Annotated in this window: 12 protein-coding genes; 7 read left to right on the top strand and 5 right to left on the bottom strand. The window is 47.7% G+C overall.

What is annotated here, in order from left to right:
- Window positions 1–155 precede the first annotated feature (155 nt).
- The 6 genes from ACOMHB_RS11370 to sthA all read left to right on the top strand — a co-directional run bounded on the left by ACOMHB_RS11370 (window position 156) and on the right by sthA (window position 7,049).
- A complete protein-coding gene (locus ACOMHB_RS11370) occupies window positions 156–1,601 on the top strand; it encodes a hypothetical protein (RefSeq protein ID WP_448216692.1) in 1,446 nt (481 codons plus the stop codon).
- Between the two features lie 69 nt (window positions 1,602–1,670).
- The gene (locus ACOMHB_RS11375; RefSeq protein WP_448216693.1) at window positions 1,671–2,453 is read left to right on the top strand and encodes a hypothetical protein; all 783 of its coding nucleotides are present in this window, start codon (window positions 1,671–1,673) and stop codon (window positions 2,451–2,453) included.
- 115 nt (window positions 2,454–2,568) lie between these two features.
- Window positions 2,569–3,663 carry a carotenoid oxygenase family protein gene (locus tag ACOMHB_RS11380; protein WP_448216694.1) on the top strand — a complete coding sequence of 365 codons (1,095 nt, stop codon included), beginning with the start codon at window positions 2,569–2,571 and terminating at the stop codon, window positions 3,661–3,663.
- 220 nt (window positions 3,664–3,883) lie between these two features.
- On the top strand, window positions 3,884–5,005 hold the full coding sequence (locus ACOMHB_RS11385) for an FAD:protein FMN transferase (protein ID WP_422133381.1): 1,122 nt from the start codon (window positions 3,884–3,886) through the stop codon (window positions 5,003–5,005).
- Between the two features lie 155 nt (window positions 5,006–5,160).
- Complete coding sequence (gene nqrM, locus ACOMHB_RS11390; RefSeq protein ID WP_422133382.1) at window positions 5,161–5,406, top strand: (Na+)-NQR maturation NqrM; 246 nt, start codon at window positions 5,161–5,163, stop codon at window positions 5,404–5,406.
- 248 nt (window positions 5,407–5,654) lie between these two features.
- On the top strand, window positions 5,655–7,049 hold the full coding sequence (sthA, locus tag ACOMHB_RS11395; protein WP_422133383.1) for a Si-specific NAD(P)(+) transhydrogenase: 1,395 nt from the start codon (window positions 5,655–5,657) through the stop codon (window positions 7,047–7,049).
- Between the two features lie 46 nt (window positions 7,050–7,095).
- Here sthA and ACOMHB_RS11400 read toward each other — a convergent pair whose 3' ends face one another.
- The 4 genes from ACOMHB_RS11400 to ACOMHB_RS11415 form a co-directional block, all read right to left on the bottom strand.
- Window positions 7,096–7,902 carry an ion transporter gene (locus ACOMHB_RS11400; protein ID WP_448216695.1) on the bottom strand — a complete coding sequence of 269 codons (807 nt, stop codon included), beginning with the start codon at window positions 7,900–7,902 and terminating at the stop codon, window positions 7,096–7,098.
- Between the two features lie 183 nt (window positions 7,903–8,085).
- Entirely contained in the window at window positions 8,086–9,369 is a 1,284-nt protein-coding gene (gene codA, locus ACOMHB_RS11405) for a cytosine deaminase (RefSeq protein WP_448216696.1), read from the bottom strand.
- 229 nt (window positions 9,370–9,598) lie between these two features.
- A complete protein-coding gene (locus ACOMHB_RS11410; RefSeq protein WP_448216697.1) occupies window positions 9,599–9,973 on the bottom strand; it encodes an RING finger domain-containing protein in 375 nt (124 codons plus the stop codon).
- 568 nt (window positions 9,974–10,541) lie between these two features.
- Window positions 10,542–10,961: an RING finger domain-containing protein gene (locus ACOMHB_RS11415; protein ID WP_448216698.1), complete on the bottom strand. Its 420-nt coding sequence runs from the start codon at window positions 10,959–10,961 to the stop codon at window positions 10,542–10,544.
- A 653-nt stretch (window positions 10,962–11,614) separates the two neighbouring features.
- Between ACOMHB_RS11415 and ACOMHB_RS11420 the strand changes: the two genes are divergently transcribed.
- A complete protein-coding gene (locus tag ACOMHB_RS11420; protein WP_422442386.1) occupies window positions 11,615–11,782 on the top strand; it encodes a hypothetical protein in 168 nt (55 codons plus the stop codon).
- Window positions 11,783–12,227: 445 nt separating this feature from the next.
- Here ACOMHB_RS11420 and ACOMHB_RS11425 read toward each other — a convergent pair whose 3' ends face one another.
- Entirely contained in the window at window positions 12,228–14,516 is a 2,289-nt protein-coding gene (locus ACOMHB_RS11425; protein WP_448216699.1) for an RING finger protein, read from the bottom strand.
- Window positions 14,517–14,576 lie beyond the last annotated feature (60 nt).

The following is a 14,576-nucleotide window of genomic DNA, read 5'->3' on the forward strand; positions in this document are numbered from 1 at the left end:
TGCCCGGTCAGCCTGACCTGCCTTTCTTAACTTTTGCAGTGTGTGGCCTATTCAGCCCGCTCGTCTAAAATTGTCGGTTTCATTGAACCCTTGGCAATTTACTGAGTCAAAACTCATAGAGGCCATTACATTATTACCCTGATAAGGAGGTTTGTATGATCCGGACACTTAAAGCCCTGTTGTTGTCGTCTGTCACGCTGGTATCCTCACTGAATTCACATGCTGAGGACACCCTGGTATTTCAGCTTGGAGCTGTCAATAGTGACGGTAATGCAGTTGTTATCGAAAGCAGGCCAGGCAGCAAGGCCTGGAAAACGGTTTTTAATGGTAACCTTCCCGGTTGTCTTATGAATGAATTTACCAATATCCCTCTAACCGGAAAAACCATGGCTCATCATCACAGTCTGAGTTCATTCCATAAGCCTCTGGGAAATAACCGGTTTGCTTTTGGTTGTTCCAACGGTTTGGTATTTGTTGGGGGCGAAGGAGAGGAGCCTTTCTCAATCGATTCTCCATCACCAAATCTTGGTTTCTTCAATTTATCCTATGCCAACTCGCCTGTTTATCTGGCGCATAGTGCTGAATTTAACCAGCGCTATAAGAAAAACTGGTTGTTTGCCGCTCAGCATGGACATCTGTTTATCATCGATATTGACAAGAAAGAGCTGGTGACAGTACCGGGCTGGGAACACCGAACCTACCTTCCAATGGAAGATTTCCGCAAGGGGGTTGATCACTCCAAACCCATGACCGGGCTGGATATTTACCAAGATAATGAAGGAACTTTCCATGTACTGGGTATCATGCAAAGAAATCTGAAGAAATCTGAGAGTTATTACTCCAGAGCGCTCCTGCAAAGTGTCAACCTCAATAATGGCAAGCCTGCCAGCCGTTGGGATGATATAAAAGATGAACCGATCAATGCGAAAGGGGATGGTCTCTTACAGTTCGGCGAAACCATCTATATAACGAGCGATATGTTAGAAATTCACGCTCGTGTGCCTTCCACTTTGAGAGGAGACTTCAGTGGCCTTAATGTTGACCCTTACACCCGTTCAATGGTGCTCAGAGGCAAGCATCACAAGTTGGTTATTGTTCGATACCCCGTGGAACCCGTGAGCATGGCCTATATTGGAGCCTGGGGAAAAACGGTGAGTTCAGAGATATTGGACGGTAAAGAACCACCGCTGCTTGAAGATGGTTATCCCAAAACATTCAGAGTCACCCATGACTTTCAGGATAAATCTGATCTACTGCCAGCCACTAAAGAGAAGAAGAAGCGTTATGCGCATCATCATATGATCAGCATGAAAAAGGGCATTATCTATTCTGCAGAAGCGGACTTTGAAGGTTTTGGGCAGTTCGTCTATCAATGCGATACCGGTTTGACCTCTGGAGAAGCCTGGACAAAAGGTGCCTGGATAGAGCCAAGGCAATGCCAGTGGGAAAAAGCTTCTGCGCACTACACGCGGCCCGACAAGCTGGAGGGGCTGGGCTATCCATTAAACGGATTAAACTATTTTCATTCTTTTACTACCCGGTTGGTGGATGAGAAAGGCCTTGTTGATCCTAACCTCCCTGATTCAAGGGATGAACTCTAACAAGGCTGGAGGCGCTCTTATGGCCAATAGGCAATGCAATCGTACTTGCGCAAAAAAACAGGAAATATGATGAACATATCATCTAGCACAAACACTGTGTTTCGCCCCGAAAAAACCGTGAACAACAATAGTCCAGAGGAAAACAGCAACACCTCATTTGCCGGTAAAAAAACAGGCCATGCAAAAACTGTCAGGGTTTATATAAAGGATTCGTTTATACAGACACATCAGTCATTAATAAATCCCTCTATTACCAACAAAACAACCCTCCATAGCTTTGAAATCGGAGGCAGAGCTTATGGCTCATTTTGTGATGAGGGCGCTCACGAATACATAAGATCACTTTTTCAAGACAAAGATGATGATATTTCTTTTGTTGTCAAAGAGCAGGATGACATTGAGCGTGAATATCACCCTCCGGCTCTCTGGGGAAAACGATTTGTTCAGTGGATTTCACTAGGGGCCAATTACTGTACGACTTGCGAAGACGATAAGGATCAGCTTCCATCATGTCATCAGTTCGAGCATTTCTTGCACTGCGGAGTAAAAAAATTCTCTATTAAAAACGTTATAACCTGTTACAACGAAGCAATAGTCACTGATATAAAAACAGTTAAGCCATTCAGCTATCTAAACTTGGCAGATACCTTTACACAAGAGTGGATTCACTCCATGACCTACATAGGCTCCGGTTTCTGCACCGGTATGTTTGGTACAGATGGTCCTATTGCTATCCAGACTGTTGAAAACTCTTTATTACACTGGAGCAACAAGGACTGTGAAAGCCCCAGGTCAATTACCTTACGGACTGGTTTATTGTACGCAGGCAGTAATTTTGCAACATTCACCTGAAAGCCAGGCGACGCCACGCTTCTCCCCTGAAAAGCGGACTCTGCAGTGCGAGATAGGTATGGGTTCCCACGCTCCTTCAGAGCCCAGTATTTTACTAGCCCGGAAGAGGGGGTAAATGATGAAGATTACCCATAAGAACGAGGTCAAACACAGTCTGAAGCCCAGTTCACACCCCTATCTAAGCGGTGCCTGGACTCCCAATTTCACGGAATACTCGGCCAGTGATATGGAGGTTATTGGGGAAATACCGACCGATATAGACGGCGTATATGTAAGAAATACTGAAAATCCTGTGCAGGAACCCATCGGTCATTACCACCCTTTTGATGCTGACGGCATGATTCATGCGGTGTCATTTCGCGATGGAAAGGCTGAATACAGTAACCGCTTTGTTCGCACCAAGGGGTTTGTCGCCGAGCAGGAGGCCGGAGAAGCGCTTTGGGCTGGTTTTATCAATGACCACAAGATGTCAAAGCGTCCGGGGATTGGTGCTCAGGGCAGTTCCAAAGATGGTTCATCAACGGACGTGGTGGTTCACGCAGGCAAGATCATTTCCACGTTTTGGCAATGCGGTGACGGGTATCAGCTGGACCCCTATACCCTTGAACAGTTGGGCACATTTAGCTGGGCGCCCATTGATGGGATATCTGCCCATCCGAAAGTCGATGAAAAGACGGGTGAGATGCTGTTCTTCAATTATTCCAGGTATCCACCTTATCAACACTACGGTGTCGTTAATCGTGACGGCAAGTTGGTGCACTTCACACCGGTGCCGCTACCCGGTCCCCGCTTGCCCCATGACATGGCATTCTCTGAAAACTACTCGATTTTTGCCGACCTGCCACTGTTTTGGGACCCCGTGCTGCTGGAAGACAATATTCACTTCCCTTGCTATTACCCTGAGTTGCCTTCGCGATTTTCTATCATTCCCAGGTTCGGTAACGAGAAAGACATTGTTCAGTTTGAAGCAAAGCCGACTTATGTTTTGCACTGGCTTAATGCCTACGAAGAGGGTGATGAAGTTATTCTGGAAGGATATTTTCAGGAAAACCCCAATCCGGGTCCCATTCCTGGCTTGCCCAAAGGCGCTGGTAAACTGATGGCTCAGCTGGCCCTGAATCATCTTCAGCCGAAGCTGTATCGCTGGCGATTTAACCTCGTAACAGGTGAGGTTGTTGAGGGCAGGTTGGATGATCGGGATCGATCATGAACCTGATCGGAAAGACACCTGAGAGCAATCTGGAGAAGGGTATTCAGATGTGCTCCGGCTGGCAGACCAGTCAATATTGATGGTCTGGTCAGATAAGAAAGCGCTCTGGTGCTCTGTACGGATGACGATGCAACACTCCCGGTGGTACACTGCGTCCCCTTGAACGAATTCTGGAGGTGTCAGAACGGCATTTCCAGTGTCTACGGGAGAGAACAGGTTGTTGTCCAAATCCTATAAGTGGTCACTGTTGATCGGCTTAATTCTTCTGGCTGCTGGCTTTTATGCTCTGTCTTTGCGTCCTACCCTGAAGCATATAAAGGGTGAGACCATGGGCACTACCTACAGTATTACTTACGTTTCAACGCCTTTTTCCCATTCGACAGGGAGTGTTAAAAAGCAGGTGGATAGGCTGCTGGAAGAGATCAACGACAGCATGTCTACCTACCGTGAAGACTCCGAGTTGATGCAATTCAACCGCGCCGAAATCGGGAAGCCATTCAAGGCTTCCGATGAGCTGGTGGATCTTGTCGAGAGAAGTCTGGTGGTTTCCCGCATGTCGGATGGTGCCTACGATGTGACTGTGGGTCCTCTGGTAAATCTGTGGGGTTTTGGCCCTTCCGATGCCAGCAGGCAAGCCTCACAAAGTAAAGAAGAATCGTCCGGTTCCGGTGATAAAAAAGCTCCGGAATACATAGAATGGATGATCAATAATTATCCGGCTGAACTGCCTTCTGATGAAGAGATTGCTGCAGCTCAGGCTAAAGTGGGTTATCAGGCGGTTATCGCAGATACCCGAAACGATGAGCTGACCCGAACCAAAGACGTCTTTGTGGATCTCAGCTCCATTGCCAAAGGTTATGGTGTCGACAAAGTGGCTTATCTGCTCAAGTCAGAAGGCATCAACAGTTATCTGGTTGAGATTGGTGGTGAGGTCATAGTCGGTGACCCTAAACCGGATGGCTCTCTCTGGAAGTTGGGTATCCGTGGTCCAGCTATGATCGGCAGTAATCCGGCCCTGATTGTTGAGCTGGAAAACAGGGCCATGGCGACATCGGGCGACTACCTGAATTATTTTGAAGTGGATGGCCAGAAGTATTCCCATACGATCAATCCCCGAACCGGCCATCCTGAAATGGGGCGTCTGGCCGAAGTGGCTGTGATTGAGGATAATGCTGCTGAGGCTGATGCACTGGCCACCCTGTTTATGGTTTTAGGTGATAAAGAAGGTCTGAAGCTGGCCAACAGGGAGGGAATCTCAGCCTACTTCACCTATCATACTGAAAAGGGTTTTGAAGCGGTCAGCAGTGATGCATTCAAACCCTTTCTGCCAGAACAGAATTGAGTGATGACCAGGCCGATAACCCTGGCTGCCATTGCAAACGACAGAGCACTTATTGCAGTGAAAAACTGTCATATAAAATTAACAGTGCCCGAGCGGTGCTAGATAAATAAGAGTGTTTTCTTTAGCTACGGGCCTCTTCTCAGGAGGGCAATATCATGACACTGATGCTGATTACATTTGGAATCTTTTTGCTACTGATGGCCCTGATGGCCATTGGTGTAATTGTTGCCAACAAGCCGATCAAGGGGTCCTGTGGTGGTTTGAGCACCCTTGGCCTGAAGGATGGCTGCATGATCTGTGGCGGCGGGGACAAGAACGATCCTTTCTCTGAAGGTCAGCATAGGGATATGGAGCATCTGTTTTACGATGCGACTGCCGAAAAGACTGTTAAGAAGAGTTGATTTGCTCTCTGAACGGGCTTTCTGCTCTGCAGGAAGAGTGCGAGCAATATCCGGAAAAAACCGGAGTTTCCCAATACGGATGACCGATTGTTTCTGTATTGAAGGTTAAGAGGCTGTTCCCTTAAAGTTTGTGGGCAGCCTCTGAGAAAATTAATAAAAATATGGGAGCCTTGCAGTGTCATGAACCTCTGGGCACAGAGTTCATGACCTGATGCAATGCTGCCCGGATCGCTTTGAGGGGTTAAAGGATGGGTGTAAGTCACTACGATCTGGTTGTGCTGGGTTCCGGGCCGTCGGGCGAAGGGGCGGCAATGAATGCTGTCAAGCTGGGCAAGAAGGTTGCAGTCGTTGAGCAGAATGCCTTTGTAGGTGGTAACTGTACCCATCTGGGTACCATACCTTCCAAGTCTCTGCGGCACTCAGTCAAACAGATCATGGACTTCAATACCAATCCCATGTTCCGTGAAATTGGTGAGCCCCGCTGGTTCAGTTTTCCCAAGGTTTTGAAAACGGCTGAACGCGTCATTCAGAAGCAGGTGCAGTCCCGCACCTTATATTATGCCCGAAACCGGATTGATCTTTATTTTGGCCATGCCTCCTTTGTTGACGAGCATACTATTGAGGTTCAGCAGGATAATGGCCATGTCGAAAAACTTCACGGGTCCAATATTCTGATTGCCACCGGCTCCCGTCCTTACCAGCCTGCAGATGTTAACTTCCGTCATCCACGGATTCACGACAGTGATTCTATTCTTCAGCTAACCACTACTCCACGCCGGATGATCATTTATGGAGCGGGTGTTATCGGTTCCGAGTATGCCTCCATTTTCTCTGGTCTGGGTGTGCTGGTGGATCTGGTGGATACCCGTGATCGTCTGCTCTCTTTTCTGGATAAGGAGATTTCCGATGCTCTGGGCTACCAGCTGCGGAAAATGAACGTCATTATTCGTCACAATGAAGAATACCAGAAAGTGGAAATGCTGGATGACGGCGTAGTGATGCACCTGAAATCAGGCAAGAAGCTGAAAGCGGATATTCTATTGTGGGCCAATGGCAGAACGGGCAATACTCAGGATATGGGCCTTGAACTGATAGGTCTGAAGCCGAACAGCCGCGGACAGCTGTCTGTTAATGAGAATTATCAGACAGAGATTGATCATATCTATGCAGCGGGCGATGTGATTGGGTGGCCCAGCCTGGCCAGTGCTGCTTATGATCAGGGCAGGTCCGCTGCTGGTAATATGGAAAATATCGGACAGTGGCGTTTTGTCAACGAAGTACCGACCGGTATCTATACCATTCCGGAAATCAGCTCGCTGGGTAAAACCGAAGAAGAGTTGACAGCTGCTGCTGTGCCCTATGAAGTGGGCAAAGCTTTCTTCTCGAGGCTGGCCCGGGCCCAGATTACCGGCGAAACAGTGGGTATGCTAAAAATCCTGTTCCACCGCGAGACCGGTGAAGTGCTGGGTATCCATTGTTTTGGTGACCAGGCATCGGAGATCGTACACATCGGTCAGGCTGTGATGTCCCAAAAAGGGGAAGCTAACAATATCCGCTACTTCCTGAACACCACATTCAACTATCCCACTATGGCCGAAGCCTACCGTGTGGCTACTCTGGATGGTTTGAACCGTTTGTTCTGAGTATCTCCAACCTGCCAGGCTAAACAGTCTGGCAGAGACCCGATGATTAGCTTTTCTTTTGCAGGAGGCATTTGATTTCGGTCAGCTGTTGCTGCAAATCTTCAAGGTTGGGTTGACCCTCATTCTTAATAGCTTCTTCTTCACTGCGCACCTTTTGACGCTCTTCCTCCAGAACGTTGACGACAATACCAATGATCATGTTCAGAAAGGCGAAGGTCGTGAAGAAAATAAAACTGAGATAGTAGGCCCAGCTCAGTGGGTAGACAGCCATGGTTTCGTACATGACATCGGTCCAGTCTTCGAAAGTCATGACCCTGAACAGGGTCAGCATACTGATGGAGATATTACCCCAGAGTTCAGGATTGATATTCAGGAAGAAGGTGCTGCCAACAGCGGCGTAGATATAAAAAATGATGAACATCAGCAACATGACATAACCCAGTTGTGGCAGAGCTTTCAGCAGTGAGTTCAGTAGCAGTCGAAGCTCGGGGATGACAGATATCATCCGCAGTACCCGGAAAATTCTGATTAATCGACCCACAAGAGCCATCTCGGTATCGCTGACCGGGATCAGGCTGACGATCACAATCAGGGTGTCAAAGAGATTCCAGCCGGACTTGAAGAAATTCTTTTTGTTCTCTTCGCCAAAAAAGCGGATTAGTATTTCCACCAGAAAAAAGAGTGTAATACCGATATCCAGCACGCTGATAGTGCCTTCAAGGTACGGTGGCAGCTTATAAGTCTTCGCGCCAATGACCAGGGCAGAGAAGATGATGATACTAACGACAAAGAGTTCAAATATCTTGTTGGAGCGTATGGCGTTGAAGCGAGCCTGTAAATCGCTGTTTTTCATGGTTTGGTTACGATTAAAAAGGGCGGGTTGACTGCCCCGGATGCGACTGCACCGGGCTATGTTTTAATTTTAAGGCAGTTATTCTACCGTGAATAACATTGCCTCCCCAAGAGGGAGGCAAGTATTTTTTCAGCAGGCAGATTCTAAGTATCTGCTTCTCCTGGTGTCTATCAGATAAAAAGCTTATTGAGGGCAGAAAGAATAATCGATAGGGCCAGACAGCGAGTGATTAGCCCTGATGCACGACTCTGCGGGTCTGGTTTCTGCAATCAGCTGGCCGTTGCGGAAAGAGTGGGTTACCACTGACTGACGTCTGATGGCATCAAAGACGGTCTCGGAGTCCAAAACAATCAGGTTGCCGGGTTTCCCTTCTTCAATCCCGTATTGGTCGTGAATATTCAGGCATTTCGCACTGTTAGTGGTAATCAGGTCGATGCCCTGATTTATCTGATCCAGCCCTGTCATTTGACAGCCCACCAGACCTGTAAACAACACTTGTAGCATATTACAGCCCTGCATCGGGAACCATTGGTCAACAATGTCGTCCTGACCAAAGCAAGCATTTACACCGGCCTCAAGCAGTTCTGGTATACGAGTAATACCACGGCGTTTCGGGTAAGAATCCATTCGCCCCTGAAGGTTCAGGTTGGTTACCGGGTTGGCGATAAAGTGTATGCCTGACCGTTTCAACAGCCGCATCAGCTTCACGACATAGGCGTTGTTATAGGAATGCATGGCAGTAGTATGACTGGCAGTCACACGCTGACCCATGTTGCGTTCCAGAGCCAGACAGGCAACAGTCTCGACAAATCGGGATTGTTCGTCGTCTATCTCATCGCAGTGAATGTCGATCAGGCTGTCGTATTTTTCGGCAAGGTCAAAGACGGTATTGAGAGAGTCCAGAGCATATTCACGGGTGTATTCAAAATGGGGAATAGCACCGACGGCATCACAGCCCAACTTCATGGCTTCTTCGAGAAGCTCTGCACCTTTAGGAAAAGATGGGATGCCTTCCTGCGGAAAGGCGACCAGCTGGATATCAATCAGATCTTTAACTTCTTCTTTCACCTCGAGCAGAGTATGAACGGCGGTAAGACCCGGATCGGTAGTGTCAACATGACTGCGAACATGCTGCACGCCCTGACCTGCATACCAGGCAAGTGCTTTTCTGGCTCTTTGCCTGACGTCGTCGTGAGTCAGGTTTTTCTTGCGCTCAGACCAGTTTTGAATCCCTTCAAAGAGGGTGCCAGTGCGATTCCAGACGGGTTCACCTGCCGTTAGGCAGGTATCCAGATGGACATGAGGATCAATGAAGGGAGGGAGTGCCAGCTTACCCCCGGCGTCAAGGCTATCAGTGTCAGGCTGGCGTTGAGTACCGGCGGGAGTAACGCTCAGGATCATGCCCTGATTAAAAAGGATATCAAACAGGCCTTCCTGTTGATGCAGACGCACATTTTCAAGACGCATGATTTACCTCAGCCCGCTTTTGCCGGAATAGGGCGGTTTTTCAGAATAAAGCATCACAGATAAAGGCGAAATGCACCATTACCTCCAAGTCGGGCTAATGGTACAAAAGTTTCCAGATAGAAAAAGAGTGGCCCGATCCCATTCATTCGTCAAAGCAGGAATAACTGCGAAAACTTGAGAAAGTAGCAACCCAAGTGGCCCAAGGGAATTTCACAGTGTTTTCTTTTAATTAGCCGTAATGAACGTCAACTCTGAGTGAGTTGATTGAATGCCTTGGCCAACTCAATGTCTGTTGCCTAGATAGAGTGAACTCGTAGTCGATTGGCTGATTAAGCAACAAATCTAGAAAGTTCAATGGCATGGCAGGCACTGGTTGTACTTCCCTTCCCCTGAGACTGGTTCTGCACAAAGGACAGATACTATTGGCCGATAGCCACCTCGCCACGCAGTCTTTGTGAAACATATGGTGGCAATCTTCGAGAACCCTGACTTCCCTTCCGTCAAAGGATTCGAGACAAACAGGGCAATTGTCGGTGGGCTCTTGATAAGGTGCTGACGGACTTGGTGTGCTGGGTGGTGTGCCGAGTGGTCTGGTTCCGTTCATATCTCATACTCCTGTCTCTGATTTTTCAAATGGCTTATAGTTTTAGATCATTGTCTATGCATTTAGTTCCCTGTGCATATAAGTACCTAACCAGTTGGTTTCGCATATTCTGGACGGCGGCTTTTTCCACCCTTCTGCGTTCCAACTCTGGTTGCGTAGCTACGGCTACGTGCCCGTCGTTGCGCCTTGAAGAATGAAAAAATCCACTCGCCAGAATATGCGAAACCAACTGGCCAGGTACTTAGAAAAGCTCTTTTGCTGAGAAGGTTCTGAAAGCAACAGGCAGCGAATGTCTCTAATGCCCCGTTTTTACTTTTAACTTTTAGAATAAAGCATCACAGATAAAGGCGAAATGCACCATTAACTCCAAGTCGGGCTAATGGTACAACAGTTTCCAGATAGAAAAAGAGTGGCCCGATCCCATTCATTCGTCAAAGCAGGAATAACTGCGAAATCCCGAGAAAGCAGCAACCCAAGCGCCTCCACCACGGGAATTCACCAGTGATTTCTTTTAATTAGCGGTATATTCAACTCTGACTGAGTCATCGACTAAATTCCCTGCCGGACGTCATGTCAGCAGCCCATGTTGAGAGAAGCTTGAATCTAACGGCGCAGGCAAGTATTCAACTCTGACTGAGTCATCGACAATATTCCCTCGCGATGTCAGCAGCCCATTTTGAGAGAAGTCTACATATGCCTGCGCAGACGAAAAAACTTGAAAGCTCAACGGCATGGCAGGCACTGGTTGTGCTTCCCTTGCCCTGAGACTGGTTCTGCACACAGGACAGATACTATTGGCCGATAGCCACTTCGCCACGCAGTCTTTGTGAAACATATGTCGGCAATCTTCGAGAACACTGACTTCCCTATCGGCAAAGGATTCGAGACAAACAGGGCAATTGTCGGTGGGCTCTTGATAAGGTGCTGACGGACTTGGTGTGCTGGGTGGTGTGCCGGGTGGTGTGCCGGGTGGTCTGGTTCCGTTCATATCTCATACTCCTGTCTCTGATTTTTCAAATGGCTTATAGTTTTAGATCATTGTCTATGCATTTAGTTCCCTGTGCATATAAGTACCTAACCAGTTGGTTTCGCATATTCTGGACGGCGGCTTTTTCCACCCTTCTGCGTTCCAACTCTGGTTGCGTAGCTACGGCTACGCGCCCGTCGTTGCGCCTTGAAGGATGAAAAAATCCACTCGCCAGAATATGCGAAACCAACTGGCCAGGTACTTAGAAAAGCTCTTATGCTGAGAAGGTTCTAAGCAACAGACAGAGAATGTTTTTAACGCCCCGTTTTCACTGTTTAATATTTAGTCAGTCAGTAAATAAAGCACTACCAGCCCACATCAGGAGAGGCAACAAGTAATACTTTGATCTAATTGTGAGATCTGAACCAAATTCCTATTGTTAAAGTATCGAAGCTAAGTCTTATGACAAGGATGTTAGTATGATCTTGGAAAAACTTTGCGGTCAAAACTGGCCTGCCCATTTAAGAACAAACTCGGGCTGTCAGGTTAATGGCATTGCCCAGGGTAACTCAGGAAGATTCCGGGTCCGAGAGGTAAGGAGTTGTCAAGTTGAAGAGAATTTGATGCCAAAGGGCGTCTCTGACATAACATTCCGGTCCGCCACCAGAGGTTTGGTGAATATTTCTAAAAGCCTCGCTGCAGCCGCTAATTCTTGTGGGAAATTACCTGACCGAAAGGTAAAAGTAGCGGCAGTAGCTGCTGAATTCACTATTAAGTTGACAATGAAGCTGGTCGTGAAACCACAAATTACTTCTTATTTAAAAACAGCCGTCAAACCATGATAACAAGGCCAGTGACCATCGGACTTGAAAGTGCTTTAAACGCTCTCCACCAGCTTTTGCCAAGGTAGTTGTCTGTTGCTCGAAGCGATGGCTATCTTCAGGGAAGCACTTGACTGACAAAATGACACTGGGGTGGATTTCCATGACACTTGAATTCCAGCCAGCGAAAAAATGAGTTCTGCTTCTGTTGTTACTGCTTTCATTAATAATTACGGTTCAGGAAAAGTTTCGGGTATTCGAAATGGAGTGAAGATTTGATCACTTTCTCAGCTTATTTTTTCAGGTGTGTAAATCGAATTAGTGTGCCGGTTTGAATTATATGTATCAATTGCCTGACGACTTACGACGGTATTTATCAACCAGCGGCCTGAGTGCCCGTGCCTGCTCAGCAATGACCGGATCATTACCAGGTTCCGCACTGGTCAATCTTGCATAGATAGGGTTGTCATCTTCTGGTCAGGTTCCTCTCCCTGCCTGCACTTGTGACACCGGATGCTTCACGGTGTAACAAACTAACGTATGGCCTGAGTGTCTGTGCCTGCTCAGCAATGGCCGGATCATTGTTTCGTTCTGCACTACTCAACCTTACATAGATAGGGTTGTCATCTTCAGGCCATGTTCCTCTCCTTGCCAGCACTTGTGTCACCAGATGCTGCACAGAGTACAAATTAACCGATGGCCTGAGTGCCTGTGCCTGCTCAGCAATGGCAGGATCATTGCTATGTTCTGCACTACTCAACCTTGCATAGATAGGGTCGTCATCTTCAGGCCAGGTTCCTCTCCCATCCTGCATTTGTGACACCAGATGCTGCACAGAGTACAAATTAACCAATGTCCTGAGTGCCTGTGCCTGCTCAGCAATGGCAGGATCATTGCTGCGTTCTGCACTTCTCAACCTTGCATAGACAGGGTTGTCATCTTCAGGCCAGTTTCCTCTCCCATCCTGCATTTGTGACACCAGATGCTGCACAGAGTACAAATTAACCAATGGCCTGAGTACCTGTGCCTGCTCAGCAATGGCTGGATCATTGCTGCGTACTGCACTTTTCAACCTTGCATGGATATGTTTGTTATCTTCAGGCCAGGTTCGTCTTCCTGCCAGCATTTCTGACACCAGATGCTGCACAGAGTACAAATTAACCAATGGCCTGAGTGCCTGTGCCTGCTCAGCAATGGCCGGATCATTGCTGCGTTCTGCACCTCTCAACCTTAAATAGATATATTCGTCATCTTCAGGCCAGGTTCCTCTCCCATCCTGCATTTGTGACACCAGATGCTGCACAGAGTGCAAATTAACCAATGGCCTGAGTGCCTGTGCCTGCAAAGCAATAGCCGGATCATTGCGACGTTCTGCACTACCCAACCTTAAATAGATATATTCGTCATCTTCAGGCCAGGTTCCTCTCCCTGCCCGCAGTTGTGACATCAGATGCTGCACAGAGTAAAAATTAACCAATGGCCTAAGTGCTCGTGCCTGCTCAGTAATGGCCGGATCATTGCTACGTATTGCACTGCTCAACCTTGCATAGGTACATTCGTCATCTTCAGGCCAGGTTCTTCTCCCTGCCTGCATTTCCGTTACAATTTGAGCAACCTCCTGGAGTGCGATACGAGCAGAGCTGACTAGTCTCTCTTGGTTGACAGTGTTTTCTTTATGGATCAAAAAACCATGTAAAACGCCCTGATCATGCCGACATTCCGGGCAGGAATTAACTGTTCGCTCATCAATTTCTGTCGTTAACCACAGTTTCAGACAGTCTACATGAAACAAATGCGAACATGACGTTTTCACCACGTCCTCAGATTCCTCAAAATTAGTCAGACATATGCTGCAAGTTCTTCCAACATATTCAACCCCTTGCGCTTCATCAAGGCTGTTCGACGCAGACTCTGGTAGTACAAATACGGGATACAACATAACTGTTTCTGACTGATGTACCTGCGAATAGCCGGACAAACCTTTCCCTTGAAGATGTGCAAGCAGTTCTGAGGCATCTAACGGCATCTGGCTGAATAAGGATTTATTGTGTGCCTTTTTAATTCCATCCAAAGCCGCAGATAAATCTGTTGCCCTGACGAATTGTCGGGATTTACCGGAAGTGGTGGGATACCCATTATGAAGCCATTGTTTCAGCCACTGGCTGATCCGGGCCAAAGCTAACAGGTAGTCAAACTGCCAGTCGGGCAGATTAAAAAATCCCTTGGCAGGAATGCCCGGCATAAAAGGAGGAGAAGGTGGTGGTGGGTCAAATGGAAAGCCTCCCCCTGATAATCGCAAGTTGGGTTCAGGTATTAATGCGGGCCATTCTGGCAATGGGAAGCTCATGCCATTTTTCTCTGCTTCCTCAGAAACCTTACTTGTAGCCAGGTCACCCTCGTCACTGTCAGTTCTATCCAGTTGCAATTCAGGGCTGATACACAAGAAGTTTCCTTGTTCCGTTGATGGGGTTTCAATATTATCGCGATTGAGTAGATAACAGTTGAATGAAACTTCGTCTATTGGCACCCTGCCAATATGGGTAGCATTTGCAGCGACCAGCATTTCTTCAAACAAGGCCAGAGAGTCTTCAGGCACAAAGAAGACAAAATCTGTTATCAGATAAGCCTCCTGGTCAAGCGCCCTGTTTGTGACGATGAGCAGACGTCCTTGAAAACGGCTATCACCAAATCCACTGACCGCCAAAGAGATCAAGAGCGTCCCGATTATAAGAAAGATCACTGTTTTAATTTGCACTCAAATTTCCATCTTTCTTTAGTCAGGGCTGAGTGTAGCTCAGAGTGCGGGCAGGCTCGC

The sequence above is a fragment of the Endozoicomonas sp. 2B-B genome (assembly GCF_053470045.1).

Coding starts and splice junctions, on each gene's coding strand:
- ACOMHB_RS11410 (WP_448216697.1), bottom strand. CDS start 9,973: ATGAACGGAACCAGACCACTCGGCACACCACCCAGCACACCAAGTCCG.
- sthA (WP_422133383.1), top strand. CDS start 5,655: ATGGGTGTAAGTCACTACGATCTGGTTGTGCTGGGTTCCGGGCCGTCG.
- nqrM (WP_422133382.1), top strand. CDS start 5,161: ATGACACTGATGCTGATTACATTTGGAATCTTTTTGCTACTGATGGCC.
- ACOMHB_RS11380 (WP_448216694.1), top strand. CDS start 2,569: ATGATGAAGATTACCCATAAGAACGAGGTCAAACACAGTCTGAAGCCC.
- ACOMHB_RS11370 (WP_448216692.1), top strand. CDS start 156: ATGATCCGGACACTTAAAGCCCTGTTGTTGTCGTCTGTCACGCTGGTA.
- codA (WP_448216696.1), bottom strand. CDS start 9,369: ATGCGTCTTGAAAATGTGCGTCTGCATCAACAGGAAGGCCTGTTTGAT.
- ACOMHB_RS11415 (WP_448216698.1), bottom strand. CDS start 10,961: ATGAACGGAACCAGACCACCCGGCACACCACCCGGCACACCACCCAGC.
- ACOMHB_RS11375 (WP_448216693.1), top strand. CDS start 1,671: ATGAACATATCATCTAGCACAAACACTGTGTTTCGCCCCGAAAAAACC.
- ACOMHB_RS11400 (WP_448216695.1), bottom strand. CDS start 7,902: ATGAAAAACAGCGATTTACAGGCTCGCTTCAACGCCATACGCTCCAAC.